The 26,144-nt window shown below is 52.1% G+C and carries 25 protein-coding genes; 20 read left to right on the top strand and 5 right to left on the bottom strand.

Translation table 11 applies throughout. From position 1 onward, the window contains the following. The first annotated feature begins 6 nt into the window (after positions 1–6). The 5 genes from E0L35_RS01585 to E0L35_RS01605 all read left to right on the top strand — a co-directional run bounded on the left by E0L35_RS01585 (position 7) and on the right by E0L35_RS01605 (position 3,966). A complete protein-coding gene (locus E0L35_RS01585) occupies positions 7–1,020 on the top strand; it encodes a nucleoid-associated protein (RefSeq protein WP_009287522.1) in 1,014 nt (337 codons plus the stop codon). Positions 1,021–1,137: 117 nt separating this feature from the next. Then, on the top strand, positions 1,138–2,100 hold the full coding sequence (locus tag E0L35_RS01590; protein ID WP_138799403.1) for a hypothetical protein: 963 nt from the start codon (positions 1,138–1,140) through the stop codon (positions 2,098–2,100). A gap of 215 nt (positions 2,101–2,315) precedes the next feature. Beyond that, positions 2,316–2,780, top strand: a complete 465-nt coding sequence (locus E0L35_RS01595) for a TerB family tellurite resistance protein (RefSeq protein ID WP_138799404.1) — start codon at positions 2,316–2,318, stop codon at positions 2,778–2,780. Next, on the top strand, positions 2,773–3,366 hold the full coding sequence (locus E0L35_RS01600; RefSeq protein ID WP_009287523.1) for an exopolysaccharide biosynthesis protein: 594 nt from the start codon (positions 2,773–2,775) through the stop codon (positions 3,364–3,366). The genes E0L35_RS01595 and E0L35_RS01600 overlap by 8 nt, the downstream gene beginning before the upstream one ends. A gap of 42 nt (positions 3,367–3,408) precedes the next feature. Continuing rightward, a complete protein-coding gene (locus tag E0L35_RS01605; RefSeq protein WP_138799405.1) occupies positions 3,409–3,966 on the top strand; it encodes a YqhA family protein in 558 nt (185 codons plus the stop codon). A 22-nt stretch (positions 3,967–3,988) separates the two neighbouring features. Here the strand turns inward: E0L35_RS01605 and E0L35_RS01610 are convergent, their stop codons facing one another. Beyond that, positions 3,989–5,011, bottom strand: a complete 1,023-nt coding sequence (locus E0L35_RS01610) for a serine hydrolase (RefSeq protein ID WP_138799406.1) — start codon at positions 5,009–5,011, stop codon at positions 3,989–3,991. Between the two features lie 179 nt (positions 5,012–5,190). On the opposite strand from E0L35_RS01610, the gene E0L35_RS01615 reads away from it, so the two are divergent. Both E0L35_RS01615 and E0L35_RS01620 read left to right on the top strand, forming a co-directional pair. Further along, positions 5,191–5,511 carry a helix-turn-helix transcriptional regulator gene (locus tag E0L35_RS01615; protein ID WP_249362066.1) on the top strand — a complete coding sequence of 107 codons (321 nt, stop codon included), beginning with the start codon at positions 5,191–5,193 and terminating at the stop codon, positions 5,509–5,511. Next, positions 5,508–6,746 carry a type II toxin-antitoxin system HipA family toxin gene (locus E0L35_RS01620; protein ID WP_138799407.1) on the top strand — a complete coding sequence of 413 codons (1,239 nt, stop codon included), beginning with the start codon at positions 5,508–5,510 and terminating at the stop codon, positions 6,744–6,746. The genes E0L35_RS01615 and E0L35_RS01620 overlap by 4 nt, the downstream gene beginning before the upstream one ends. A gap of 375 nt (positions 6,747–7,121) precedes the next feature. Here the strand turns inward: E0L35_RS01620 and E0L35_RS01625 are convergent, their stop codons facing one another. Beyond that, on the bottom strand, positions 7,122–7,463 hold the full coding sequence (locus E0L35_RS01625) for a hypothetical protein (RefSeq protein WP_027956933.1): 342 nt from the start codon (positions 7,461–7,463) through the stop codon (positions 7,122–7,124). Between the two features lie 232 nt (positions 7,464–7,695). Between E0L35_RS01625 and E0L35_RS01630 the strand changes: the two genes are divergently transcribed. The 11 genes from E0L35_RS01630 (at position 7,696) to E0L35_RS01685 (ending at position 20,498) form a co-directional block, all read left to right on the top strand. Continuing rightward, entirely contained in the window at positions 7,696–9,024 is a 1,329-nt protein-coding gene (locus E0L35_RS01630; protein WP_138799408.1) for a UDP-glucose/GDP-mannose dehydrogenase family protein, read from the top strand. 128 nt (positions 9,025–9,152) lie between these two features. Further along, a complete protein-coding gene (gene fliD, locus E0L35_RS01635) occupies positions 9,153–10,511 on the top strand; it encodes a flagellar filament capping protein FliD (protein WP_138799409.1) in 1,359 nt (452 codons plus the stop codon). A gap of 212 nt (positions 10,512–10,723) precedes the next feature. After that, positions 10,724–12,121: a flagellar filament capping protein FliD gene (gene fliD / locus E0L35_RS01640; protein ID WP_138799410.1), complete on the top strand. Its 1,398-nt coding sequence runs from the start codon at positions 10,724–10,726 to the stop codon at positions 12,119–12,121. A gap of 297 nt (positions 12,122–12,418) precedes the next feature. Beyond that, positions 12,419–14,125, top strand: coding sequence for a flagellin (locus tag E0L35_RS01645; RefSeq protein WP_138799411.1), 1,707 nt, complete (start codon positions 12,419–12,421; stop codon positions 14,123–14,125). A 309-nt stretch (positions 14,126–14,434) separates the two neighbouring features. Then, entirely contained in the window at positions 14,435–14,689 is a 255-nt protein-coding gene (locus E0L35_RS01655; RefSeq protein ID WP_138799413.1) for a hypothetical protein, read from the top strand. Between the two features lie 247 nt (positions 14,690–14,936). Further along, positions 14,937–16,163 carry an acylphosphatase gene (locus E0L35_RS26430; RefSeq protein ID WP_212751645.1) on the top strand — a complete coding sequence of 409 codons (1,227 nt, stop codon included), beginning with the start codon at positions 14,937–14,939 and terminating at the stop codon, positions 16,161–16,163. A gap of 16 nt (positions 16,164–16,179) precedes the next feature. Next, on the top strand, positions 16,180–16,371 hold the full coding sequence (locus E0L35_RS01665; protein ID WP_138799414.1) for a hypothetical protein: 192 nt from the start codon (positions 16,180–16,182) through the stop codon (positions 16,369–16,371). Positions 16,372–16,490: 119 nt separating this feature from the next. Continuing rightward, the gene (locus E0L35_RS01670; protein WP_138799415.1) at positions 16,491–18,077 is read left to right on the top strand and encodes an ATP-binding protein; all 1,587 of its coding nucleotides are present in this window, start codon (positions 16,491–16,493) and stop codon (positions 18,075–18,077) included. 161 nt (positions 18,078–18,238) lie between these two features. Continuing rightward, positions 18,239–19,009, top strand: a complete 771-nt coding sequence (locus E0L35_RS01675; protein WP_138799416.1) for an amino acid ABC transporter substrate-binding protein — start codon at positions 18,239–18,241, stop codon at positions 19,007–19,009. 68 nt (positions 19,010–19,077) lie between these two features. Beyond that, on the top strand, positions 19,078–19,746 hold the full coding sequence (locus E0L35_RS01680) for an amino acid ABC transporter permease (protein WP_035538134.1): 669 nt from the start codon (positions 19,078–19,080) through the stop codon (positions 19,744–19,746). Next, positions 19,743–20,498 (top strand): amino acid ABC transporter ATP-binding protein, encoded by a 756-nt coding sequence (locus E0L35_RS01685; protein ID WP_138799417.1) that lies wholly within the window; start codon positions 19,743–19,745, stop codon positions 20,496–20,498. The genes E0L35_RS01680 and E0L35_RS01685 overlap by 4 nt, the downstream gene beginning before the upstream one ends. A gap of 60 nt (positions 20,499–20,558) precedes the next feature. Here E0L35_RS01685 and E0L35_RS01690 read toward each other — a convergent pair whose 3' ends face one another. From E0L35_RS01690 to E0L35_RS01700, 3 genes are all read right to left on the bottom strand, one after another. Then, positions 20,559–20,912: a transcriptional regulator gene (locus tag E0L35_RS01690; RefSeq protein ID WP_138799418.1), complete on the bottom strand. Its 354-nt coding sequence runs from the start codon at positions 20,910–20,912 to the stop codon at positions 20,559–20,561. Then, on the bottom strand, positions 20,909–21,259 hold the full coding sequence (locus tag E0L35_RS01695) for a DUF6516 family protein (protein ID WP_138799419.1): 351 nt from the start codon (positions 21,257–21,259) through the stop codon (positions 20,909–20,911). The genes E0L35_RS01690 and E0L35_RS01695 overlap by 4 nt, the downstream gene beginning before the upstream one ends. Positions 21,260–21,890: 631 nt before the next feature. Continuing rightward, the gene (locus tag E0L35_RS01700) at positions 21,891–23,867 is read right to left on the bottom strand and encodes a diguanylate cyclase (RefSeq protein ID WP_138799420.1); all 1,977 of its coding nucleotides are present in this window, start codon (positions 23,865–23,867) and stop codon (positions 21,891–21,893) included. A 310-nt stretch (positions 23,868–24,177) separates the two neighbouring features. On the opposite strand from E0L35_RS01700, the gene rpsT reads away from it, so the two are divergent. Together rpsT and murJ are read left to right on the top strand one after the other, a co-directional pair. Beyond that, entirely contained in the window at positions 24,178–24,444 is a 267-nt protein-coding gene (rpsT, locus tag E0L35_RS01705) for a 30S ribosomal protein S20 (protein WP_008959243.1), read from the top strand. Positions 24,445–24,528: 84 nt separating this feature from the next. After that, positions 24,529–26,112, top strand: coding sequence for a murein biosynthesis integral membrane protein MurJ (gene murJ / locus E0L35_RS01710; RefSeq protein WP_212751646.1), 1,584 nt, complete (start codon positions 24,529–24,531; stop codon positions 26,110–26,112). Positions 26,113–26,144: the final 32 nt, after the last annotated feature.

The following is a 26,144-nucleotide window of genomic DNA, read 5'->3' on the forward strand; positions in this document are numbered from 1 at the left end:
ACCTTTATGCCACTACTGCAAAGTATTGTGCACCGCCTCGATCCGACGCTTGACGGTGAGCGCCTAACCCTAACCGCTGCGCCTCAATCAGAGCAGGCAGCGCCCAGTGACGATTCGGTGATGGCGAGCCTAGTGGGTGCGCTCAATGACACCTACAACACCAAGCCCAAAGGCTGGGGGCGCTTTGTCGAAGAGGGCGAACAGGCAGGGCCGCTTGCCATGTGGCTGCGCGACTATTTTGCTGGCGATAAAAGCTTTGCTGAGCTTTCTGTTGCACTGGCTGAACGGCTCGCCAAGCAGCTTCAGGAGCAGTTGTCAGTAAGTGGTTACTTAGTGTTCAGCCACCAGCGCCAAGGTGATACTGAAACGCTGCTGATGGCATTGGTGCACCAGCGCGAAGGGATTGGCATTAATGATGACCACCACGCGGTGCCTGCTGCCCAGCTCAACACCAGCCAGCTTACCCTGGCGGCGCGTATCAATCTTACCCAATGGCAGAGCGAGGCACCGAATGCCCAGTATGTCTCGTTCCTCAAAGATCGCGGCGGTAAAAAACTCGCTGAGGGTTTGGTCGCATTGCTGGGTATGGAAGAGGGCGTCGATGCTCCGGCCGAAACCCGCACGCTGCTAAAAGCGTTTAGCGACTACGTCGAGAAAGAGGATTACGACGACGAGGTGAGCCGAGAAAAAACCGACACGCTGGTGGATTACGCCAATGAACAGCTTCGCCGTGGCGAGCCAATGACCTTGGAAGAGCTTTCTGGGCTGGTGGACGAACAGCAGCCGAAAGCCTTTTACGACCATATTCGCAACGCCGATTACGGGCTCTCGCCGGAGATCCCTCCCGATAAGCGCACCTTGAGCCAGTTCCGCCGCTTTACCGGCCGAGCGGGTGGCGTTTCGATTAGCTTTGATTCGCACCTGCTGGGCTCAAGCATCGAGTATGACGCCACTCAGGATCGCCTGATTATCAAGCAAGTGCCCAAGCAGTTAAGAGAGCAGCTTACCAAGAAGGATTGAGGTAAGGGCATCTCGTCAGTAGAGCTCTTTTTTTGTTGACGTGCAGATAGCATGAAGGGGTATCGCGCTAGCTAGGCGTCACTGTGCTAGCATTTGAGTAGTGGAATAGGAGTTTGCATGAGTGAAGCGGATACCTCCCAGCCTGCTGACCACGACAGTCCTTGGAAAATGGCGCTTGATGGGTACTTCCAGGAATTTTTGGATCTGCTGTTCCCAGCCATTCATGAACAAGTGGATTGGTCGAAAGGCTTTAGCTTTCTCGATAAGGAGTTACAGCAGATCACAGCGGATGCCAACAGTGGCAGGCGTTACGCCGATAAGTTGATCAAGGTCTATGCACAGGATGGCAGCGAGACGTGGGTTCTGATCCACGTTGAGGTGCAGGGGGAGCCGGAGGAGGCGTTTTCTGAGCGAATGTACACCTATCAGTACCGGCTACGTGACCGCTACGGGGTGGATGTGGTGAGCTTGGCGGTGTTGGCAGATATCCGCGATAGCTTCCGGCCCACCACTTTTCGCTATCAGCGCTGGGGATGCGAGCTGACCTTTACCTTCCCCACGGCTAAACTGATGGATTGGGAAGCAAACTGGACGAAGCTCGAAGCAAGCGATAACGTCTTTGCGCTGGTGGTCATGGCCCAGATCTACGCTAAGCGATTGAAGGACGGTGCAACGCGTAAGGATGTCAAGATTGCTCTCATTCGGCTGCTGTATGAACGAGGCTACAGCCGTGAACAGATTGTGCGGTTGTTCAATATCATCGACTGGATGCTCCAACTGCCGAGAGCTCTGGAGTCTGAGTTTGTCCAGGCGGTCTACGCCATACAGGAGGAAAAACACATGCCTTATGTCAACACTGTTGAGCGCTTTGAGCGAGAAAAAGAGCGTCAAGAAGGGCGTCAAGAAGGGCGTCATGAAGGAGTGGAAGGTACGTTACGTAAGCAAATCGCCTTGAAGTTTGGTGAGATGCCCGATTGGGCAGATCAGCGCCTGACATTGGCTTCAGACACGCAGCTAGACGAGTGGGTAGTACAGATTCTGACGGCAGATAGCTTGGAAACTCTGCTTGATAAGCAATAACCTGCTAGTCAGTATCCTCACTCATCGCACTAAAGAGGGCAGCCCTGAGGCTGCCCTATGTGTATCCGCTTAATAATGGTTTTTCACTCAGTGATACTCATTTGGGTATACCCTAAGTGCTTCCGCAACTCGTACTTAATAGTTACCCAATATCTATGAATGCACTTCAAGGCTTAAGTACGGTCAGAAGTCGGTAGCTATAAATGGAGAGTAAAATGCTGAACGCCATTAGTGATTTCTTCCAGCGCTCGCTGGCGCAACCCGAGCAGCGCGAAAATCAAACGCTTACCCTGGAACTGGCCACCGCAGCACTGCTGTGTGAAATCGTCCGCGCCGATTATGACACCACCGATGAAGAGCTTGCCGCGCTGCGCCTTATGCTGACCGAGCGCTACCAGCTCAGCGCTAGCGATGTGGAAGAGCTGATGACGTTGGCACAAACAGAAGTGGATGAGGCCGTCGATCATTACCAGTTTGTTAGCCTGATCAAAGAGCACTATAACTACGACCAGCGCTGTGAGCTGGTCGCGCAAATGTGGCAGCTGGCCTGGGCCGATGGCAGCGTTGACCCGCTTGAAGAGCACCGTATTCGTCGCTTGGCGGATTTACTGTATGTTAGCCATAGCGATTTTATCCGTACCAAACTGCACGTAGAGGAGCGCAATAAACCCGATGCATAACCGCAACGAAGACTCGAATTTAATGGATCTAATCAGCTCGATTGAGCGTATGGAGCAGGATGCTTCGCGGGTCAGCGTTGACGATGTTGTTCACGCCGTTGGGCGGCGCTCGTTTGGGCCGCTGCTGCTGGTTGCCGGGCTGATTACGCTCACCCCGATCATTGGCGATATACCCGGCATGCCGACCTTAATGGCCGCATTGGTATTGCTGGTTTCCGTACAGTTACTAGCGGGAAGTGAGGCGTTTTGGCTGCCCCGTTGGTTGCTAAAACGCTCTCTCTCCCGTCAAAAGTTTGATAAAGGCATTCAGCTGATGAAAAAGCCTGCCCGCTGGATAGATGGACTATTGCGGGTGCGATTACCTTGGCTGACGGGCTACATCGGTATCCGGGTAACTGCCTTGATGTGCTTATTGATTGCCTTGGCCATGCCGCCGATGGAGTTTATTCCCTTTTCGGCCAACGGAGCGGGGCTTGCGCTTACCCTGCTGGGGTTAGGCTTGGTTGCCCGTGATGGTATCGTGCTACTGCTGGGGTTCGTGCTGTTCGTCGCCACCTGCGTATTGATCACGATGAGTCTGATATAGCAGCGTTATATAACAACTTTTATATAACAACAGGAGTATGCCATGACTGATCCGGTTTCAACGCCGCCTAAGCCCCCCGAGAGCCAGAGCCACTGGGAGCGACGCATTGAAACAGCGCTGTGGAATTCGCGCTTTTTGGTCATGCTGGCGGTCGTGCCCAGCTTATTGGGTTCATTGATGCTGTTTATCGTCGGTACCGTGGATATTTTCAAGGTAGTCGCCGACGTGATGGGTTACTACCTATTGGGTGGCACCCAGGACATTCACGACAGCCTGGTGCCCGATATCATCATTGCGGTGGACATCTATCTGATTGCCATCGTATTGCTGATTTTCGGCTTAGGTGTTTACCGACTGTTTGTCTCCCGTATTGACCAAGCCGAAGCGAGTAATCTGCGCCACCCGTTTAACGTCGCTTCATTAGACCAACTGAAAGATAAAATCGCCCGGGTGGTGATTCTAGCGGTGATCATTGAGTTTTTCCGCGCCGTGGTGGATATCCGTTTTGCCACGCCCCTGGAAGCCATCTACTTAGCGCTTTCAGTGCTGGCGCTGGCCGCCGCGCTCTACTTGATGAGCCTAGGCCATAAAGGCGAGTAAGCGCACCCGCGACCTGGCTGTGCTACTCGTCATTTTCAGCTAACAAACCTTCTACCAGCCTGTTTAACCGCTGCTGGAACTGCCCGCCCGGCGAGGGTGGGTTAGGGTCTGAGGTGATCACTACAGTCATCTCACGTTCTGGAATAACGTAAAGCGCCTGACCGCCATAGCCACGCCCGTAGTACACGTCTTCGCCTGCCAACTGCGTAATAAACCAACCATAGCCGTATCCGTCGCCAGTCCAGCGCGATGTACCCCGCGGTTGCCATGATTCTTCCACCCAACCCTCCGGCAGAACGCGCTGCTTGTCTCCTGCCTCATTAACCACGATGCCATCATTCCGATACAGCTCGCCCACCTCTATCAGTGCTCGCGGCGAGAGCTGCATATCATTGCCGCCAAAGTAGATCCCTTGGGGGTCGCGTAGCCAGGGGCGAATGGTGATATTAAGCGGATCACCCAATAGGCGCTGGGCAAGGGCATGGGTCGTCTCGCCGCTGGCGTGGGTGAGCGCGGCGGAAAGTAGATGGCTGGTGCCGGTGGAGTAGAGCATCTGCCCACCCGGCTCATCCACGAATGGGCGCGTCATCTCATCGTTCACCCAGTTGGCGCTGGCCACCCAGGCGCCATAGTTGCTGCCAGAAGTGCGCTCAAGCCCAGCCTGCTGGGCGAGCAGGTGCGCCACGGTGATATCCCCAACTTGTGGATCAATACCGCGCGGTAGATGCTCGCCAAACAGCGCCACCATAGGCTGTTCAGCGGATTCAATGATTCCCGCTTCAATCGCCGCACCAGTAATGGCAGCCAGCACCGTTTTGGACAGCGACTTAATATTGGTAGGCGACGCCACCCCTGGCCCACCTTGGTGAAGCTCGTGGATAATCTCACCGTTGTAGGCCACTACCACGCTGTGTACGCGGTTGAGCTGGCGGGTTTGCCGGTCTAGCGTCTGGAGTGCGTTTGCCGAAGGTTCATTAGCGGCTGCATAGGCGGTGGGTAACAACGAAGTAACAACAAACGAAACAAGCAAAGCAGTAGCGCGCATCGCAACACCTTCGGTATAAGTGGCAAAGGTTCGAGGTTTAGAAGTCGCAGAGGTTCCACAGCAGATAACCGCTAGAAGTAAGGCCAGGTAGTACTTTCTGAGTCTGGAGCCAAGTGCCTATGTCTTAAAAGATCACATTTGATCTTTTATAATCATTTTTAGTGTATAATGGATTATAAATGAGCCATTATTTAGAGGTTTCTATGGCCCTGACTCACTCTCTACTGGCTCCTGGTGAACTGTCCCAGCAGGTCGCTGCCAATGCACGAGAAGCGCGACTGGCGCAGAACCTTTCCCGTAGAACCTTGGCGCAGATGGCGGGTATTTCTGAGTCCACCATTAAACGATTCGAATCCAGTGGGCAAATAACTCTCGATGGCCTAGTGCTCATTGCCACAGCGCTGGGTGCCACACGCGAAATTGCCGAGCTATTCAAGCATGAGCACCCCATCTCACTTGAAGAGATCAAGCAGGCAGGGCGTGTCCGGGGGCGAAAATGAAGCGTATCAACACCGTAGAGGTGCTGTTAGCGGGTAATCCTGTGGGGGAGCTGGTCGCTAGCCGGCAGGGCATCTACTTTGCCTACCACCCCCATTGGGTGGCGGAAGGCTTCAATTTGTCGCCTCTGAACATGGATTTTACTACCCAACCACAGAAGGCGCCGGATCCACTTCTTTTTGCTGGTCTACCAGGAGCATTTGCTGACTCGCTGCCTGATGGCTGGGGAATGCTGCTCATGGATCGCTATTTCCTGACCGAGCATGGGAAAGACCGGAGAGATATTTCTCCTCTTAATCGGCTGGCTTATATGGCCGACAGGGGAATGGGGGCATTGGAGTATCGTCCCGTTATTGAGCGTACCGCTGACGAAGATAATATTGACCTAGCCCAACTCTATCAGGCAGCAAACGCTGTCTACGAAGGTGAAACCGCGGCCACTCTTGATGCTCTGCGCCTGGCCGGTGGTTCCCCGGCAGGTGCCCGACCCAAGGTGATCGTTGCATTATCTTCTGATGGTAAGCAGTGCAGTACATCTTTTCAGGAACTTCCTGCGGGTTATCAACATTGGTTAGTGAAATTCCGTGCGCCAACCGAGCATCGCGACACCGGCGCCATCGAATACGCCTACTCGGTGTTGGCAGAGCGTGCTGGGGTGAAAATGGCCGCGAGCAAGCTGATTGAGATCAACTCCTCAGCGGAAACCGAGCGATTCTTTTCTACTCAGCGTTTTGATCGTAACGGTAATCGCAAAATCCATATGATGACCGCTAGCGGCATTCTTTATGCCGATTACAGCGCTCCATCGCTGGACTATTCAGATCTGCTCAAAGCAACCAACGCTTTCACCCGCCACGCAGAAGACGTTGAACGCATGGCGAGGTTGATGGTGTTCAACGCCCTTACCCATAATCACGATGACCACGCTAAGAACTTCGCTTTTTTGTATGACCAAGGTCGATGGACTCTAGCGCCAGCTTATGACCTGACTTATGCCCCTGTCCGGGGCTACGCGGATGAGCATACAACATCTTTCAGTGGGGCAGGCCTGGCTACCCGTAAAAAGCTCAATCAGGTTTGTGCTTCCTTCAGCTACTTAAATCCGGATCTCTATATTGAGCAAACCCTTGATGCTCTTTCCGAATGGTCGTCCCTTTGCCGTGAATTAGAAATCGATGCCAAGCAGCAGAAAATGATTCAGCGAGCATTCGATGAGAACCGCCAGCGTCTCGGATAACGCTATCAATGCGGCCACGCTAATACAGCCACTTTCTAAGAGGGAAATGCAGCGACATTACGCAAAAGCAGAAAAAGCCTGCTAGGCTGGAGGTGTTGGCTAATGGGTAAGCAAGCCTTTGATTTCCCTAAAACGCAATAAGCAAGGAGTGCCCTATGCGTAATATTATCTACATTATTGGCCTTATCGTGGTTGTGCTGTTCATTCTGTCAATGCTCGGCCTGCGCTAAGCTACATAGAACTAGGTCTTATAGGGCCAGGCTTTAAAAATGAGCTTGAAGAACATAAGACCAAGCAAAAAACGCCCAAAGCTTTCGCTTATGGGCGTTTTTTTTGATCAGCTGTTTAGGGCAGTAATGCTTGGCGACTAAGGGATTAGGCGCAGTCAGCGGCCCCTTGACCAAACATATCAAACATCAATTCGCGGCCAAGGCAGGTTAATACAAAACGACCATACTCATTAAAGGTTGCTGCCTCACTGGCTTCCATCACCTGTTGGCAGGTTGCCCAAGTGGGCGCGGCAGAACTAAGTGCCGACAATTCACGGCGGGCTAAGCCGCGCTGGGGCAGGGTAATGGTTTCGAGCACATGGCCATTGTCGTAGAGCAGCTCAGCGGCAATCGATAAACACTGGCGAAGGCTACGTTGAACGTTTGCGGTGGTCGATGGCCCATAAGGCGCTTTTAAAGGACGTTCTTTTGACAGCTCGGGAGTCATAAGGCCCGGAGGCGTAGGTTTCGGATGTGTGGCTTCTGGATGCGTAGTTTCTGGAGGCATCGTGTGTTCTCCTGCGGTCAGCACCAAATCGGGCTTGTTGCAGCGCATTATAAACCAAGGTCGATGTTAGACCAAGGTCTATAATTCAGAGAGGATCTCCCACTATTGAACTCATCAACGGTAGGTCAATGTGCTACGCTCGCTACCACGTATTTTAGCGAGTTAATAAGTCATGCATATCAGTGTATTCGGAACCGGCTATGTCGGCCTTGTTGCAGGTGCTTGTTTAGCCGATGTTGGTCATCAAGTCACCTGTATGGATGTTAATGCTGATCGGATTGATCAGCTTAATGGCGGAGAGGTGCCGATCTTTGAGCCAGGGCTAAGCACTATCGTTGCCCACAACGTGGCGGCTGGCCGTTTACGCTTTACTACCGACGCTGCCCAGGCGGTAGCCGATGGCGAACTGCTGTTTATCGCCGTGGGAACGCCGCCCGATGAAGATGGCAGTGCCGACTTGCGCTATGTGCTCGAGGTGGCGCGCACCATCGGCCAGCATATGGATAGCTATAAGCTAGTGATTGATAAGTCTACCGTGCCGGTGGGCACCGCGGAAAAAGTCCACGCCGTTATCAGCGATGTGCTCGAACAGCGAGGTGTATCGCTCGCGTTCGATGTGTGTTCGAACCCTGAGTTTATGAAGGAAGGGGCGGCGATAGATGACTTTACCCGTGGCGCGCGGATTATCGTCGGTACAGAAAGCGAGCGGGTGAAAGCGCATATGCAAGAGTGCTACGCCCCCTACAACCGCAACCACGAAAAGCTGATGTTTATGAGCGTGCGGGCCGCAGAGCTGACCAAATACGCCGCCAATGCCATGCTCGCCACCAAAATCAGCTTTATGAACGAGATCGCCAATCTTGCCGAACGGCTCGAAGTGGACGTTGAAGACGTGCGCCGAGGGATTGGCAGCGACCCACGTATTGGCTACCACTTTATATACCCTGGCTGTGGCTACGGCGGCTCCTGCTTCCCCAAAGATGTCCAAGCGTTAGAGCGTGCCGCGCGTCAATTAGGCTATATGCCGGAACTGCTCACCGCCGTCGAGTCAGTGAATTTACGCCAAAAGCAGACCCTGTTCACAAAACTGCAAGATAACTTAGGCAATCTAAGCGGTAAGACCATTGCAGTATGGGGCTTGGCCTTTAAACCCAATACGGATGATATGCGTGAAGCCCCAAGCCGTACGTTAATGGAAGCACTCTGGCAAGCGGGCGCTAAGGTGCAGGCATTTGATCCCGAAGCCATGGCAGAATGCCGCCGAATTTATGGCGAGCGGGATGACCTGATGCTAGCAGGCGACCGGATTCAGGCAGTGAAAGGTGCCGATGCTTTGGTTATCTGCACCGAATGGAAAGAGTTTCGCAGTGTCGATTTTGATTGGCTAGCCGACCAATTGGCTGAAAAAGTCGTCATTGATGGGCGTAATTTGTATACGCCAAGTGCTGTTGAAGAGGCGGGGTTGCGTTACATTGGGGTAGGGCGGAAGAGCCACGATTAGGTGGTGAGCAAAAAAAGATTTAAGTTTAATTTCAAATGGTCGATAGCTATTAACTACTAGGATGATAAATTTCTTCACGGGCAGTGTAAGCAACAGCGTGATGACGTTATAAAAGAGGACGGTAAAGTATGGCTTCCATTTCATCACTTGGTATTGGCTCAGGCCTGGATCTCAACGGCTTATTGGATCAGTTACAAGACGCTGAGGAAAAGAAGCTTGTTCCGCTTGCGGCGCGGCAGGAAACCCAGCAGACCAAGATTTCCGCCTACGGGCAGTTGAAGAGCGCGCTCTCGCAGTTTCAAACTGCTGCTGATGCGCTCAATGACAGTGCTCTTTACGAAAGTCTCTCCACTAATGTGGGCGGTTCAGCCATTACTGCCGCTGCTGATGCGGAAGCGCAGCCAGGCAGCTATAACGTTACCGTTGACACTCTAGCCACTCGCGGCACACTTGCTTCAGACGGGGTGACAGCCGCCGATGAGGCAATCACAGCTGGCCAAAAATTAACCCTGAACTTTGCTGATGGTTCCACTCAAGAGGTCGATATAGCGTCAGGCAGCACTCTGGAAGATATTCGCGATACAATTAACGCCACTGAAGGCGCTGGCGTGAACGCGACTATTGTTAATGATGGTACCAATTTCCGCCTTGCACTTAGTTCGAGCGAAACCGGCGCAGATGCCTCTATTGCTGATTTCAGTTTTGACGGTACTGCCCCGTTTACTGCCGATACCGCTAATACGCTGCAAAGTGGTACTGACGCAGCGCTTACCGTTAACGGCATTGATATCACCAGCTCCACTAATCAGGTTGAAGGCGCTATCCAGGGCGTAACGCTGAACCTTCAAGAAGAGGGCGAGAGTACTGTTAAAGTAGAGCAGGATACGCTGAAGGTTCGCGAAGCAGTAACGGGTTTTGTAAATGCTTACAACGATCTTAAAGACAAAATTGGCGATCTAACCAGTTTCAATGCCGATACTAGCGAGGCGGGTGAGCTGTTGGGCGATAGCGTTGTACGCACTGTCGAATCGCGCTTGCGTAGCGTGTTGGGTGGGGCTGTTGAGGGCGAGGTCTCCATTCTCAGTGATATCGGCATTTCGCATAAGTACGATAGTGAGCTTGGGTATAGCAAGCTTGAAATCGACGGAGATAAACTAGACGATGCCATCACCAACAACCAAGAAGCACTTTCAACCTTCTTCGCAGGCGATACGGATGATGCGGGAATGGCGGGGCAAATTAATACCACTGTTGAGCAATTGCTTAGCTCCAATGGCCGAGTGGAAGGTGCAATTACTGGGGCGGAAAGTCTCAAAGCATCGCTTGTAGAGCAATATACCCGTATGGAACAATCAATTGAGCAAACGATTTCTCGTTATCGAGCCCAGTTTGGTCAGTTAGATGGCATGATTGCGCAAATGAACCAGACCAGTAGCTATCTTACGCAGCAGTTTGATGCCTTGGATGCACAGCTAGGCCGTGATTGATACCTAACCAACGGCTAGTGGCCATTACAAAACGCCTGCGCTATTGAAGCAGGCGTTTTTATTGATAAGTATAAAATAACTAAGTTAGCGGAAGAAAAGGCGCTAAAGCTGCCCTCTTTTTGGCCGATAAATCTATTACTAAAATTTTTGCGCTAGCTCTAAGTGGTAAGCGCACCCGATTGGTTTAGCCTTTTGCACTGAGGACCCCCTGCATGGCGACGATAACCTCCCTAGGCGTTGGTTCTGGTCTTGACTTGACCGGCCTGCTGGATCAACTACAAGAAGCAGAGCGTGGCAAGCTCGCTCCTATCACCCAGCAAAAAAAAGACCAGCAAGCCAAAATCTCCGCTTATGGTCAGTTACAGAGTTCACTGAACGCGTTTCAAGATTCAGTGGCAAAAATAAATGACCCTAAGCTCTACCAAAGCCTTTCCGCCAATGTGCGTGGTGATACGATTAAAGCCACTACCACGGCGGATGCGTTGCCGGGTAGTTACCGTGTAGAAGTCAGCCAACTGGCGACTTCAGGCACGATTGCTTCCGGTCGGGTAAACGAGAAAGATCAGATTCTCGACTTGCAAGGCGCTACTAAGCTCAAGCTTACCTTTGGCAGCGGTGACTCAGTGGATATTGCCATCGCTGCCGATAGCACGCTCAATAGCATCCGTGATGCAATCAACGCCGATAAAGCGTCAGGCGTAAATGCAACCATCATTAATGATGGTACAGGTTATCGGCTGGCACTAAGTTCTAAAGCCACTGGCGTGGAGGCCTCGATCGATAGTTTTAGCTTTGCAGATGGCGCAGATGTAGCCGTAACCGGCCCATTCGCTGAAGCAACAGAGATAGGTGCTAAGCGCCAGGGTCAAGATGCGGTGCTAACCGTTAATGGTATAGCGATTAGCAGTGCTAAGAACCAAATCGAAGGCGCTATTCAAGGTGTAACGCTCAACCTTGCTGAACTGAGTATCGCGGAAGGTGAAACGGCCTCCAGCACGGTAAACATCGAGCGAGATACACTAAAACAGCGTGAAGCGATTAACGGCTTTGTCAAAGCGTTTAATGACTTAAAAGGCACCATCGGCACATTGACAGCATTTAATGCCGAAAGTGACACCGTGGGTAAGCTATTAGGCGACAGCGCCGTGCGCACCATCGAGACACGCCTGCGTAGCGCACTGACCAGCGGTGAAGAAGGAGGCGAGTTATCCACCCTTAGCCAACTCGGTATTTCATTGCAGCGGGACGGTACGCTAAAAGTGGATGACGCTAAACTTAGTGATTTGGTAGCGAATAACCCTCAAGCGCTAAGCGCCTTCTTTGCCGGAGGTGCAAAGGAAGGGGGCTTAGCAGGTAAGCTAGGGGCATCTATTGAACAGATGCTGGGCGCTAATGGAGTTCTTAAAGGTGCTATTACCGGTGCAGAAAACCGGGTAAAAAGTCTGGACACCCGGTATGAGCGCATGGAGAAAAATATTGAAGGCACCATTGCCCGTTATCGCAGCCAGTTTAGTCAGTTGGATGTGATGGTTGCTCAAATGAACAGTATGAGCTCTTACCTCACCCAGCAATTTGATGCATTGGATGCTCAGCTAGGCCGTAAAAAGTAGGGCAATCTCAGCATATGTTGTTTAAATACGACAAAACAGCGCTCAGCGCTGTTTTGTCGTTGTGTGAGGCTACTTTAGCTCCGCGTTATTATTGCGAACGCTGTGAGGCAATCTCAAGCTTCCAGTTTTTGCTGGCCCAAGAATAAAAACTGCCACTATTCAGTTACCTACTTTTACATCTTTTTTTACGACTTCCCCTAAAGAATCCCCCTGTGGTGCCGTTAATTAATATAACGGCACACAAGGTGGCCGAAAGCGGGCCTCAGGGCCAGTGTCCAAAGCAAGGAGAATCACCCCATGTCAGTGATCAATACCAACATCACATCAATGATCGGCCAGCAAAATCTGAGCAAGTCCCAGAGCAGTTTGCAAACCTCTATGGAGCGTCTATCCTCAGGTTTACGCATTAACAGCGCTAAGGATGACGCAGCCGGCCAGGCCATCGCCAACAGAATGACTGCACAGATTACTGGTCTGGGTCAGGCTCAGCGTAACGCCAATGATGGTATTTCCATGGCGCAGACTGCTGAAGGCGGCTTGAACCAGATTAATGATAACCTGCAGCGTGTTCGTGAGCTGACAGTGCAGGCGCAGAATGGCACCAATAGTAAATCTGACCTTGATTCAATCCAGGGTGAAATCAATCAGCGCATGGAAGAGATCAACCGTATCTCTGACGAAACCGACTTCAACGGTACCAAGGTGTTGCAGGAAGATAACGCTCTGAAAATTCAAGTGGGCGCTAACGATGGCGAGCAAATTTCCATCAACCTTGAACAGATCAATGCCCAGACCTTGAACTTGAATGGCTTTAACGTAAACGATACTGGCACGAAAAACACGGAAGCCTCAATCCAGAATCTTCTGGCGAAAGGCTTCGCAGAAACTGCAACGCCGGGCGAGTATGAAAATACCACTTTCAATTCGGCCTCTTCAGTTGGCGATGTTTTTGCCAATATTGAAAATGGTGGTCAAGTGACAAATATTGCCACTAGCACAGTCTATGAATTTGATGAATCCTCTAATTCCTTCAGCTTTGATCAAGCGGATGTTGCACTAACAGGTTTTGACAGCGACTTGGGTCTGACACCAGGCGCTGGTGAAACCAATACCGTCACTGTTGAACTTGGCGGCGCTTCCACTCGGGTTAATATCTCCTCATCCGGCACACTTACCAATGCTGATACCGGTGAAAACCTGTACCTGACTGGTGCTACCGGGACTATGGATTTGAGTGAAACCAGTGCTGGCGGTAGCCAAGCGACAATCGATGATCTGGTTACTGAGCTGGGTGAAATCGCAACCGGTACAAGCACAGGCAGTATTACCACTTCAGACGGAACTGTTTACAAGCAAAGTACCACTGCTACTTCAGGTCTTATCGACACTGAAAATGAAGTTACTGACTTTGAGTCTCTACAGAACGCAGTAACCAATGACACAACAAATACCTACAGTGTGGATTTTGATGGGGACACTACTGGTACCACTGGCGATCAGTACTTTGTCAGTGCTGCTAATGTTGTAAGTGAAGGCCTTGTAACTGGTGGAGACGCGACTTATACCTCTGGTTTTGAGGGTGATTATTCACTAACCTCAGGAGCCACGGGAGCAACTGCGACCGTTTATGCCAACGACAATGGCAAAATCACTGATGGCGCTGCCAATGTGATTTTTGCCCAAGCAGACGGTTCTCTGACGCTTGACGAAGTTAGCAACGGCACAGCAACAGAAGATCCGCTGGCTGCACTTGATTCTGCCTTGGCACGCGTTGATACGCTGCGCTCTGACCTCGGTGCGATCCAGAACCGTTTCGAGTCTGCCATCACCAATCTGAGCACCAACGAGACTAACCTCTCTGCTGCCCGTTCGCGCATCGAAGATGCTGACTACGCAACAGAAGTAGCCAACATGACGCGCGCACAGATCCTGCAGCAGGCCGGTACTTCCGTATTGGCCCAGGCCAACCAAATTCCGCAGAACGTTCTTTCTCTGCTGGGTTAATTGGTTAGCTCCAAAGCTAATTGAGCGATATATAACGGGGCCGAAAGGCCCCGTTTTTATGCTTTGAGGGAGATATTGCAAGATGGCATGTTCGATTTGTGGATCAGGAAGTCATACGGCAAGGAATTGCCCAAAACCGTCACGCTGCTCTGGCTGTGGCCGAACCGGTCATAATGTACAAACATGCCCGGATGCTAGGCGGTGTAGTGTTTGCGGTAGCTATCAACATGATAAGCGGACTTGTCCAGATCGCTAAACTCGAAGTGCACGATGGTTGCTAAGTTAGCTGTGAATTTATAGGGAGGCGCTATGGGATTTTGGAACAAGTTTGGTGAGGTCAGCTACAAAACCGCAAAATTCCTTGGAAATACTGCTACGGTAGTCTCTAACGGTATTGAGCAAAAAGCCGGTGAGCTCAAAGAACTCAAGCAAGAATATGAGCAAAAACCTGATGAAGAGCTTGTAAAAATAATAAAAAGCAAAGGTTTTACGAGCAACTCAGAGAGCGAGAAGGGAGTTGCGCGGAGAGTATTAAGAGAAAGAGGCTATATGTCAGGTTCCTGAATGATTGCTTAAACCGGCTCGGTACGCAGTGAAGTAATCATGGGGGCCGGTCAAGCCAGAGATGACCACGTCGCTGCGCTCCTCGCCATGACACAGCACTGGATCTTGGGGAATAGGCAAACCCCTCGTCCGCTGAAGCGATTTCCTACCTGCTGATTAGCTAAGTCTGGCACCTATCATCCCATTGTTTGCTACTATCGAGCCACCTTTACACAGCGCCGGTAGCGCTCGCCCACAGGATTACTAGATGGCTCGCACGTCGAACAAATCACCGAACACCGCCCGCCAGCGTCGGCAAGCCGCTATGCCGCCTTCGCCGTTGGCGCAGCAGTCGCAACAACAGCTGGATAATATCCGTACGGCGCTGGCCCACGACCAAACCGAACTGGCCGTTACCTTGTTGGCAACGCTGCAACAGCAAGACCCGGCGAACCCGCAGGCGTTGTTACTGGCGGGCACGTTGCAGATGCAGCATGGCAAACCACAGGAAGCGCTTTCCTCGCTATTGAGTGCCTCGTATCAGTTACCCAATCACCCGGAAGTCCATGAGCGTCTGGCGCGTTTGCATGCACAGCTAGGGCACGACCGCGCCGCTTTAAGCGCAATGCACCGGTTGGTGGCGCTGCGCCCGAGTAACGCCCAAGGGCTGTTTCAGCTAGCCGCCATGTACCACGAGGCGGGTTACCCCACCCAGGGCGACCTGTGGGCGCGTCGCGCCTTGCTTAAGCGGCCGTTTATCGTTATCAACGCCGAGCGTGAAGAAAAACTGCGCGTGCTGGTGCTGCGTAATGCCGCCGCTTCCCAGTGGCGGTTTGATACTCAGCAGTTCCGCTATGCTTTGGTGCAAGGCCATCGCCACCTGCCCGGCGGGCTGGATGCCGCGCACATCACACGGGTCGAGCTGTTTGTAGATACGTTAGAAAATACGCCCGAGCTTTTACGCAAGCTACCGGCGGTGGATGTTGTGCTGAACATCATTGAAGACACAGACGCCAATCATACCGCGTTACGTATGGCATCGCATGTGGCGGATCGCCTGAAACGCCCGTTGATCCACAGCGCCGAGTTGGTGGATGAAGCAGATGGCACCGATCAACAAGCCGAGCTTGCGCATGAACGACTTTGCGAAAAAGCGGGGGTGGCGCCCTGGGCGTTTGAATTGCCCACGCCACCAAAAAAAGACATGGCACCGGAGACGCTCTTAACCCTGCACTTGGCGATAACCGGCACGGTTCAGGACGTAGGCTACCGACAGTGGCTGGCCGATGAGCTAACACAACGTGAGCTGGCAGGCTGGGTGCGTAACCTAGCCGATGGCAGTGTCGAAGCGGTGATTCACGGCACGCTTGAGCACTTACAACCGCTGTGCGATGCCGTCCCCAGCGGCCCAGAGAACGCCGACGTTACGGGACTGAATGTCACACCGTGGGAAGGCGCTACCCCTGAAGGCGTTGCCATTCTGGAAACCCTCTAATCGACCAGGTGCCCTGATGACGTCAGAGGAATATGAGCACGTTATCGATGAGCTGCAAACCGTCATCGATGAAACTCAAGCCACGCTTAAGCGCTTTGAGAAAACAGGCATGAACGATGGCATGCCGGGGGACTATGAAACGCTGCTGGCGATTTTGGATGATGCCGTGAAGCAGCAGCGCGAGTATACCCAGGCGATGCTTGATTGATCGTACGAAGCTAAAAAGCTGTTTACAGGGTAAGCACCGGCCTAGTAATCGTCTTTAGATAGAGCACAGTGCTGTGCGTGTTATGCTGAGGCATAGAATACCTGCTGCTTGAGGTTGCCATGTCCGCTGAAATACCCACCGCAAACCATCTCAAACTGCCGATTGGCGTTCAGGCTTTCGATAAGTTGCGCACAGGCGGTTATTATTATGTCGATAAAACGCCATTACTTCACCGGTTGGTTGAAGAAGGTGGTTACTTCTTCCTTTCCCGCCCGCGCCGTTTTGGAAAAAGCCTGTTGTTAGACACTCTGCGCTGCTTGTTTGAAGGCCGTGAGACGCTGTTTGAGGGGCTATATATTCACGATAAATGGGATTGGCAAGCTCAGCATCCGGTAATTCGTATTAGTTTTTCCGATGGCCATTTAGCCAGCCGTGAAGATTTGGATACTCATATTCGCTATCAACTTTCTCAGTATCGCGAACGCCTGGGGATTGTCAGCGAGCGCCCCGAGCTGATTGCTAATGACTTTTCGGATCTGATTCACCGTGCGCATCAGACGTTTGGACAGCGTGCAGTGGTACTGATCGATGAATACGATAAGCCCATTCTCGATAATATTTTAGTTCCCGAGCGAGCTCGCGAGCTGCGCGAAGGGCTGAAAAACTTCTACAGCGTGCTCAAAGACGCTGACCCGCACTTACGCTTTGTGCTGCTCACCGGAGTGTCTAAGTTCAGCAAGGTTAGCTTGTTTTCGGGGCTGAATAATCTTAACGACATTACGCTTGATGCGCCTTACGCGACGATTTGCGGCTATACCGATGAGGATGTCGATACGGTCTTTGCCCCAGAGCTGCCGGGGTTGGATCGTGCTCAAATCAAGCACTGGTATAACGGCTACCGTTGGGGCGGCCAGGAAGTCACCGCCGTTTATAATCCCTTTGACGTGTTGTTGCTGTTTCAAAAACGTCAGTTTGGTGCCTATTGGTTTGAGAGCGCTACACCGACTTTTTTAATCGATATTCTGAAGCAGCGAGGGGTGTTCAGCCCTCGTCTGGATAAGCTGCAAGCCAAAGCGCAGCTATTAGGGCGTTTTGATGTCGATGACATCACCACGGAAGGGCTGCTGTTTCAGACCGGTTACCTCACGATTAAGCAGCTCACAGAGCCGATGGTGGGGTATCAACTTTACACGCTAGGCTTTCCCAACCAGGAAGTGGAAAGCAGCCTGAATGAGGTGCTGTTGCCCGTTTTAGGACTTCGTGATAACGAGCTACAAACCTACCAGTTGGCGCTATTAGAGGTGCTGCAAACGCACGATTTAGCGGGACTTGAAAATCACCTCAAAGCCCTTTATGCCGGGCTGCCTCACGACTGGTACCGCAACAATCCCATCGCTCAGTATGAGGGACATTATGCGAGTGTCTTCTATAGCCATTTTGCCGCTTTGGGCGTGGGCGTCACGGTGGAGGATGCCAGCCACTTTGGCAAGGTGGATATGACGGTGGACTTTGCTGGGCACGTTTATTTGTTTGAGTTCAAGGTGGTGGAACAGCTACCCGAAGGTAAGGCGCTAGAGCAGATTAAAACCAAAGGCTACGCTGACAAGTATCGCGCCGCAGGCAAGCTGATTCACTTGGTGGGTGTCGAGTTCTCTCGTGAGCAACGCCAAATAGTCGGGTTTGATGTGGAGACGCTTTCTGTTTAACCGTTGTCATCCTATTTACATAGCGGCTATAGTCGATATTAATTCCAAAAGAATATAAAGAGGCAGTTTATTATTTCTTTTTTGATGATATCTTGAATGATATTCTTACTCCCGCGCCCATATCTACATCAGATTATTTGTATTCACAGAGGAAAGTAATAATGGCCAATCTACGCCGCTGGAAAAGAACCGTTGCTGCTCTTTCACTTAGCATGGTAGGTGGTGTGCTATCAGTCGCTGCCCAAGCCGATACGCTCCGTGTGGGCATGTCCGGCGGTTACTTCCCCTTTACCTTCGTGGAGCAGGATGAGCTTAAGGGTTTTGAAGTTGATGTCATGAATGCCGTGGGTGAAATCACCGGTGATGATATCGAGTTCGTCACGGCGAGTTTCTCGGGCCTGGCGGGGATGCTTGAATCTGGCCGTATCGACACCATTGCCAATCAGATCACCATTACCCCAGAGCGCGAAGCGAAGTATGTGTTCACTTCGCCTTACGTGTATGACGGTGCTCAGGTCGTCGTAAAGGCAGGTAATGATACTATTCAGGGCGTTGAGGATTTGTCTGGCAAAAGCGTGGCCGTCAACCTGGGCTCGAACTACGAGCAGTTACTGCGTGAGCAGCCGAACGCCGATGAAATCGACATTCGCACCTATGAGTCCAATATCGAGCAGGATGTGGCATTGGGCCGGGTAGAAGCCTTTGTGATGGATCGTGTTAGTGCTACGCAGGTCATTAAAGAGAAAGGCCTGCCGTTAGAGCTGGCGGGCCAGCCTTTCTCGACCATTGAGAACGCATTACCCTTCCGTGACGACGAAGCGGGCCGCGAGCAACGCGACCGTGTAGACGCAGCCCTTGCTGAACTTCGCGAAAACGGTGAGCTGCGCGAGATATCGGAAAAGTGGTTTAATAGTGATATCACTCAGCCCTAACCGCTGGGATCATCCGTATAACGCGGCCGTGGCATTGCCACGGCCGTTTGCTTATAAGCGATCTTGATATGCTTAATCTTGAATATATGTGGGGGCTGTTGCCGGTTCTGCTGCGCTACTTGCCACTCACCCTTCAAATGGCAACGATTGCCATGTTCTTTGCGCTGATTCTGGCGTGCCTGCTGGCGGTGGTTCGCGTATCAAAAGTGCCGTTCCTGAATGGTTTCTCGCTGCTGTTTATCTCTTTTTTCCGAGGTACGCCGCTGCTAGTTCAGCTATTTCTTTTCTACTATGGCTTGCCGCAGTTGATCAGCGCGTTAATCTCGATTACCGGCGTTACCGCCGCCGTGCTAGGCCTGACGCTGCACTTCTCTGCTTACATGGCCGAGTCTATTCGTGCGGCGATTGTCGGGATTGATCGCAGCCAGACGGAAGCCGCGCTCTCCATCGGGATGACTCAGTCGCAGTTAATGCGGCGTATCATTTTGCCCCAGGCCACTCGTGTGGCAACGCCGACGCTAATGAACTATTTCATCGATATGATCAAAGCGACCTCGTTGGCCTTTACGCTGGGGGTGACCGAGTTAATGGGCGCTACCCAAAAAGAGGCCGCGGGCAGCTTTCTCTATTTAGAAGCATTCCTGCTGGTGGCGCTGATTTATTGGGCGATTGTGGAAGTGCTCTCTTGGGGGCAGCGCCGGTTAGAAATTTATCTGAATAAGGCCTACCAACGATGATTTCGCTGCAAGGCATCACCAAGCGTTTTAGTAGCCATACGGTGTTTAAAGATATCGACTTGAGCCTTGCTCAGGGCGAGATCATTGTGATCATTGGGCCTTCCGGGACGGGTAAGTCGACGTTGCTGCGCTGCATTAACTTTCTTGAGCGCCCTGATGCAGGCCGTTTGCAGGTGGGGGATCTGAGTGTTGATACCCAGCGTGCCAGCCGGGCTGATATCCTGGCACTGCGCCGGCGTACCGCCTTTGTATTTCAGAACTACGGCCTGTTCGCTAACAAAACCGCGCTGGAGAATATCAGCGAGGGGATGATCGTGGTGGATAAGTTACCGAAAACTAAGGCCCACGCCCGCGCCAGGGAGATTCTTGAGCGCATTGGCTTGGCGGATAAAGCGGATGCTTACCCTGCTTCGCTCTCCGGCGGTCAGCAGCAGCGGGTGGGTATTGGTCGGGCGATGGCGGCCAATGCTGATGTAATTCTGTTTGACGAGCCCACCTCTTCACTTGACCCTCAGTGGGTAGAGGAGGTATTGAGCCTGATGAAGCAGTTAGCAGTAGAACGCCAGACGATGATCGTGGTCACCCACGAGATGCAGTTCGCCCGGGATGTGGCAGACCGAGTGGTGTTTATGGACGAAGGCGGCATCGTCGAGCAAGCCCCACCAGAGGAGTTGTTCACTGCGCCGAAAGATGATCGAACGCGTCACTTCTTGCGCAAAATTTTAGCGCCTTCGGGGCAAGCCGTGCCTTAAATGCTGAATACAGTTACTGTCCGCGGTGCACCGCTAAGAAAAAAGCTTGTTTTGCACTTTTTACATTAACGTGACTTCAAAGCTATCGGCAGTAACCACAGGGGTCTTGGCATGTCGGGGGCCTTCTTGGATTTCCACTAAGCCATAAGCGCCCATCTTTTTAATGGTGCGACTCAAACTTTCTTTTCGACGCCCGGTTATCTCAGCAAGCTCCCCTAATGATTGCGGCTTGCAGCGCCGAATCGTTTTCAGAAGTTCAAGGTTTTTCGTGTTTAACAGACGAGACATGGACTCGACACTATCAAACCATACCTTAGGCTCATCAGGAGCAGGTTTATAGAAACCTTTGGCAATTGAGATTGTGCGCTCACGGAATTCATCACGGTTCATGATGCCGATCTTGACGGTTGTCATATTCCTTCCTCTCGGAGTATTTCGTCGACATGCTTCCAAAAGTCTTCAATTAAGTGAGCCGCAGAATCAAAGAAGTAATCACTGACAACGCTGCGATAATGGCTGTGATCCCACTCTTCGCGTCGTCCCGCAAACTTTCGGCGTTTGATTTTTGGAGCATGTGCGTTGTCAAAGCCAAGTAGCCGTGTCCCGCTCTTATGATGCAAGGTCAAGCTATATTTTATTCCATGGGGGATGTTCGGTGTTGCCTTGACTCGCCGCACCTCAAACTTGACCCAAAAATCACCTTGGATGCCGTACTGAGTTCCATCCAGCGCTAATAAAGTATCTAGCCCTTGATCATCCATACGCTCCTGCCCTATTCCATGGATAAAATGTAGTAGGGTTGATTGCAGATGTCAATGGTTGGTTGGGTGTGGAGTTGCGCCTATCTACGAGCCGGGCTTGAGTTATCAGGCACTCTGGACGACGAACATGCTGGGACGATTTGCAATACGCGCTGGCGAATTTGGACTGGTGGCACGCTCGTGCTGCAATTGTTGGTTGAGTTCAGGCCATTGGGCCCAGCAAACATCCGCAAGCGGGGTGTCTCATCCATTAGGTAACCTTGAGTTTCATTCCTATGGGAGCTTTATGCTTAGGAGGCGCTTTCTTCAGAACCTGTGTGCTGCCATCGGGACGTGTTTCAACAGGTTCACCGTCGACGATTTCCACTATGTGTTGACCGCTGCTCAACGAGACCTGATAAGCGCGTCGCGTGTGACGCGTCGATTGGGCTGCAAGTCGTTGTTCTTAATCAGGTTTAATCGCCATGGGCTCACCTCGTTGCTTGTATCTTGCTATCATATTATAGTTCAAGCACTGGATAGTAAGCGCTAGTGGTCATGTTTATTCTGCGCACTATATCGAAGTACCCATAATTGGCAATTACAGCAGTGTTTTGGCTGTGTAAGCTGTACCTTCGAGCACGTAATCCTGCTACGCCGCGTTAACGACTACTTGATTACGGCCGTTTTCTTTAGCCTGATATAACCCTATATCAGCACGTTTTAGGGCAGGCTTAAGTGCTTTTTCGTTGTCTAGAATAGTCGTTACCCCTAGCGAAGCAGTCAGCCAAAGTGCCTGTTCGGCGTGCTCAGCTGTGACGTTAATGGGGGTAGCTGCCGTTGTTCTGCGTATTCGCTCGGCCACCTGTTCCGCTTGAGAAAGTGAGGTGTTGGGAAGCAAAATAGCAAACTCTTCGCCGCCCACTCGGCATAGCAAGTCTTCCTGTCGAAGCAGTTTGGTTACTATTTTGGTGAAGTTTTTCAGTACGTCATCGCCTGCATCATGTCCGTACGTATCGTTAATGTGCTTAAAGTGGTCAATATCAATGGCGATGAGCGCGATTGGGAGATTTTGCCTTCGCGCCCGGGATATTTCAGTCGTTGCTTGGGCCTGTAAATAGCGCCGATTGAAGACCCCCGTTAAGGGGTCGGTCATAGCTTGGGCGCGTAGTTTCTCTTCCAGCTCTTTGCGCTCGGTAAGGTCAAAGACGGTAGCGCGCGAATGCACAAACTGACCATTGCGGCAGAAGGCTGAGGCTTGAATCATGACGTGACGCTGCTCGCCGTTTCGGGTTAGCAGGCTGCATTCAGCGCTACTGGGTTGATTTTGTTTAACGTTTGCGAAAGCTTTATCAAACTGATCGCAGGTTTCTGGCGTGATCAATTCTCGGTAAGTGATGTGACCAATAACTTCTTCGTCGGTGTAGCCTAGCCAAGCGAGCTCGGTGCGGTTCATTTTGATCACTCGCCCTGTGGTATCGAGCGAGTGGTAGCCACAGGGGGCGTTTTCATAAAGATCGCTGACTTCATGAGCGTGGCGCTGAGCCGCCCTACGTAGCTGGCGCTGACGCTGGCTGCTGAGAGCCCAGAATATTCCAAAGGCGACGGCGACACCGTAGGTCAACAGTAGAAACCAGAGCACGGTGGTCTCTTCTTCTATTAAGGATCGCCAAGTAGGTAGTGGTAATGTCACGCCCAGCTTCCAAGGGTAGTAAGCGTTTTCGCTGAAAACAGTACCCGCTAGGCTACGGTAGCGCTGAGTGCGTATATCTTCAGTCTGAAAGCGTAATAGCTGACCATCGACCTTGGCATGACCAGTGTTGCGCTGCTGCATGGCTTGCCAATAGAGAGGAGAAAGGGCGGCAAAATCGCTGCCAAAGCTCGTCGTATTTAATGGCGGGAGGCCTTCATCGAGCAGCCATCGTCCTTGGGCGTCGATTAAAATCGCATTGGCATCTTGGTCAAGCAACATGGCCTGACGTAGGGCGCTGGTAAGGTAATCCCAATTGAGGCTCAAAAGCACCACGCCACGGCGTTCCCCCATGGCATCAAAAACGGGTGTCGACACATTGACCACAGGAATCACGTCGCGACCCATTAGCTCGAATTGGAGGTTACGGCCCGGTGGCGAGATATAAAGATCGCGTGGCTGCAGTGAAGAGGCTCCTTTGAAATAGTCGGTATAGGCATGATGATTGGCATTCACGCGGGGCCCCGTTTGAATACTTTTAGGTGCACGGAGTACTTCGCTGCCATGATTATCAATGAGTACCAGCTTGGTATAGCGAGGGTTGTGGCTGATCAACGTGTTTAGAAAGGTTGAAAGTTGCGATAAGTCGCTAAGCGAATAAGGCTGGGCTGATATCGACGAGTTGTCCTGTGCTACCAGGTACCGCCTTAACGCAGGCATTTCGGCAATCGCCAGCGCGTAATTTAGGCTTTCATTAATATCGCGGGTTAGTGCCTCCTGGCCAGCTTTCAATAAGGCATCTGCTTCGGTATGCAGGCTATCTAGTCGGGACTCCATATGGACATGGAGCACAGGCAGCAACGTTGTCGATACGAGTATCAACGGTATGCAAATGGCTAGTAGTAAGCGAGTGTGTAAACGCCGCAATGACACTGACATGTTTCCTTTGAGTAGGTCTGCGCTGGGCAGCCTGCTTTTAAAGTTATACGTTGTACTTGTAAAGGCGTAGCTAGCAAGCTCGCCAAGTGCGTGATAGACTACGCCATCCTCTCAGACAAGACCCGTGAGCGGGCAGCTTAATTTAACTGTCCGCGATATGTTTTGGTAGGGTAAAACGCCTGCCAAATCAACAGGTTTTATAGAAGTGTCGTGTTGCGGAAACGTCGTGCTGTGGCAGCACAGCAGACGAACACATATTTAATTTCGTTGCCGTTTTGTCGGCAACCTTTATTCTCCAAGGAGATACCCTGTGGCGAACAGCAAGCAAGCTCGCAAGCGCGCCCGCCAGGCCGAGAACCGTCGCGTCCTGAAATCCAGCCAGCGCAGCATGGTCCGCACCTACATCAAGCGTGTAGTGAAAGCGATCAGCACCGGCGACCACGCTAAGGCAATGGAAGAGTTCAAGGCAATGCAACCGGTCGTTGACCGTATTGCAGACAAAGACGTGCTGTCTAAGAAGAAAGCAGCTCGCCTGAAGAGCCGTTTGAACAAGCGTATTAAGGCACTGGCGGCGTAAGCCGGCAGGCGCCATAAAAAAACCGGCTGCGGCCGGTTTTTTTGTGTCTGGATGATTTTTCTAGATGATTTTTCTGGATAGCTTATGACAGCGAAGAAAGCACCCAACACATCCCTAGGCACCACAGTCGTGCGTCGCGGGCTAATGCGCTCGGGGCTTGTAGTCAGTGCCATGACCATGCTGTCGAGAGTGATGGGGCTGGCGCGTGATGTGGTTATCGCTACCTTCTTAGGGGCAGGGGATGGCGCCGATGCGTTTTTCGTGGCGTTTAAGATCCCTAACTTTCTGCGCCGTCTGTTTGCTGAAGGGGCTTTCAACCAGGCTTTCGTACCCGTGCTCTCAGAGTACTCCACCCAGCGTAGCCGGGAGGAGATACGCGCGCTGCTGAATGCCACTGCCGGTAGCTTAACGGCGGTGCTGGCGCTAATTACCGCCGTGGCGATGCTCTGTGCGCCGTGGCTGATTTGGGTATTTGCCCCTGGGTTTGGCAGTGAACCGGACAAGCTGGCGCTGACCGCGGATATGCTGCGCTTAACATTTCCCTATTTACTGCTGATTTCGCTCACCGCGTTTTCCGGTAGCGTACTGAATACCTGGAACCGCTTTGCGGTTCCCGCGTTTACCCCGGTGCTGCTTAACCTTTCACTGATTGGTGCGGCACTGTTTTTAATGCCGCTAATGGAAGAGCCCGCCATGGCGCTCGCCTGGGGCGTGTTGATCGCCGGAGCGGCCCAGTTGGTTTTTCAGGTGCCGTTTTTACTGCGCTTGGGATTGATGCCCACGCCCTGGCCTAATTTTTCTCATGAGGGAGTGCGGCGCATACTGAAACTCATGGGGCCTGCGCTGTTTGGGGTATCGGTATCGCAAATTAACCTGCTGTTGGATACCGTTTTGGCGTCATTGCTGGCGGCGGGCAGCGTGTCGTGGCTTTACTACTCGGATCGCTTAGTGGAACTGCCGCTGGGCGTGTTTGGGGTGGCCATTGGGACGGTGATTTTACCGGCACTTTCTAAACGCCATGCTGACCAGTCCAAGGAGCACTTTGCTGCGATGCTTGATTGGGCGATCCGTATTGTATTGCTGTTAGGCTTGCCCGCGGCACTGGCGCTGGCGGTGCTGGCCGAGCCGCTGTTAATCACGCTGTTTCATTACGGAGCGATGACCGACAACGACATACAGATGGCGGCCATGAGTCTGCGTGCTTATGCCTTTGGCTTGGTAGCCTTTATGCTGATCAAAGTATTGGCACCGGGATTTTTTGCTCGCCAAGACACCAAAACCCCGGTGAAGGTAGGCATTATCGCCATGGTCGCTAATATGGTGTTTAACCTACTGCTGATTTGGCCGCTGGCCCATGCCGGATTGGCGTTAGCCACCGCGCTTTCTGCGTTCTTGAACGCGGGCCTGCTGGGTTACTTACTGCATAAGCAGGGAGTGTTGGTCTTTCAGCCGGGCTGGAAGCGCTATTCGGTGCAGTTACTAGGTGGCAGCGGGCTAATGTGCGCGGCCCTCTATTTTATTGCGCCCGACTGGCAGGCTTGGCTCGCGTTTGGCCTTTGGCAACGGATAAGCTGGGTCACCGGGTTAGTGATACTGGGCGGCTCGCTCTACTTTGCGTGGCTGGCGGCACTGGGTTTGCGCGTTCGTCATTTAAAAATGCACTCATAACACTGCATCCTTGGGTGTGGGTTCGTTATAAT

It is taken from the genome of Halomonas sp. ATBC28 (assembly GCF_005937175.1).
Lineage (GTDB): Bacteria > Pseudomonadota > Gammaproteobacteria > Pseudomonadales > Halomonadaceae > Vreelandella > Vreelandella titanicae.

What these genes read in the sequence shown, in the direction of transcription:
- E0L35_RS01690 (WP_138799418.1), bottom strand. Translation starts at nt 20,912, where the DNA reads ATGACAACCGTCAAGATCGGCATCATGAACCGTGATGAATTCCGTGAG.
- E0L35_RS01585 (WP_009287522.1), top strand. Translation starts at nt 7, where the DNA reads ATGCCACTACTGCAAAGTATTGTGCACCGCCTCGATCCGACGCTTGAC.
- fliD (WP_138799409.1), top strand. Translation starts at nt 9,153, where the DNA reads ATGGCTTCCATTTCATCACTTGGTATTGGCTCAGGCCTGGATCTCAAC.
- E0L35_RS01630 (WP_138799408.1), top strand. Translation starts at nt 7,696, where the DNA reads ATGCATATCAGTGTATTCGGAACCGGCTATGTCGGCCTTGTTGCAGGT.
- E0L35_RS01670 (WP_138799415.1), top strand. Translation starts at nt 16,491, where the DNA reads ATGTCCGCTGAAATACCCACCGCAAACCATCTCAAACTGCCGATTGGC.
- E0L35_RS01655 (WP_138799413.1), top strand. Translation starts at nt 14,435, where the DNA reads ATGGGATTTTGGAACAAGTTTGGTGAGGTCAGCTACAAAACCGCAAAA.
- fliD (WP_138799410.1), top strand. Translation starts at nt 10,724, where the DNA reads ATGGCGACGATAACCTCCCTAGGCGTTGGTTCTGGTCTTGACTTGACC.
- E0L35_RS01675 (WP_138799416.1), top strand. Translation starts at nt 18,239, where the DNA reads ATGGCCAATCTACGCCGCTGGAAAAGAACCGTTGCTGCTCTTTCACTT.
- E0L35_RS26430 (WP_212751645.1), top strand. Translation starts at nt 14,937, where the DNA reads ATGGCTCGCACGTCGAACAAATCACCGAACACCGCCCGCCAGCGTCGG.
- E0L35_RS01600 (WP_009287523.1), top strand. Translation starts at nt 2,773, where the DNA reads ATGCATAACCGCAACGAAGACTCGAATTTAATGGATCTAATCAGCTCG.
- E0L35_RS01680 (WP_035538134.1), top strand. Translation starts at nt 19,078, where the DNA reads ATGCTTAATCTTGAATATATGTGGGGGCTGTTGCCGGTTCTGCTGCGC.
- E0L35_RS01685 (WP_138799417.1), top strand. Translation starts at nt 19,743, where the DNA reads ATGATTTCGCTGCAAGGCATCACCAAGCGTTTTAGTAGCCATACGGTG.
- E0L35_RS01695 (WP_138799419.1), bottom strand. Translation starts at nt 21,259, where the DNA reads ATGGATGATCAAGGGCTAGATACTTTATTAGCGCTGGATGGAACTCAG.
- E0L35_RS01615 (WP_249362066.1), top strand. Translation starts at nt 5,191, where the DNA reads ATGAGCCATTATTTAGAGGTTTCTATGGCCCTGACTCACTCTCTACTG.
- E0L35_RS01605 (WP_138799405.1), top strand. Translation starts at nt 3,409, where the DNA reads ATGACTGATCCGGTTTCAACGCCGCCTAAGCCCCCCGAGAGCCAGAGC.
- E0L35_RS01595 (WP_138799404.1), top strand. Translation starts at nt 2,316, where the DNA reads ATGCTGAACGCCATTAGTGATTTCTTCCAGCGCTCGCTGGCGCAACCC.
- E0L35_RS01610 (WP_138799406.1), bottom strand. Translation starts at nt 5,011, where the DNA reads ATGCGCGCTACTGCTTTGCTTGTTTCGTTTGTTGTTACTTCGTTGTTA.
- E0L35_RS01620 (WP_138799407.1), top strand. Translation starts at nt 5,508, where the DNA reads ATGAAGCGTATCAACACCGTAGAGGTGCTGTTAGCGGGTAATCCTGTG.
- E0L35_RS01665 (WP_138799414.1), top strand. Translation starts at nt 16,180, where the DNA reads ATGACGTCAGAGGAATATGAGCACGTTATCGATGAGCTGCAAACCGTC.
- E0L35_RS01645 (WP_138799411.1), top strand. Translation starts at nt 12,419, where the DNA reads ATGTCAGTGATCAATACCAACATCACATCAATGATCGGCCAGCAAAAT.
- E0L35_RS01590 (WP_138799403.1), top strand. Translation starts at nt 1,138, where the DNA reads ATGAGTGAAGCGGATACCTCCCAGCCTGCTGACCACGACAGTCCTTGG.
- E0L35_RS01625 (WP_027956933.1), bottom strand. Translation starts at nt 7,463, where the DNA reads ATGACTCCCGAGCTGTCAAAAGAACGTCCTTTAAAAGCGCCTTATGGG.
- E0L35_RS01700 (WP_138799420.1), bottom strand. Translation starts at nt 23,867, where the DNA reads ATGTCAGTGTCATTGCGGCGTTTACACACTCGCTTACTACTAGCCATT.
- murJ (WP_212751646.1), top strand. Translation starts at nt 24,529, where the DNA reads ATGACAGCGAAGAAAGCACCCAACACATCCCTAGGCACCACAGTCGTG.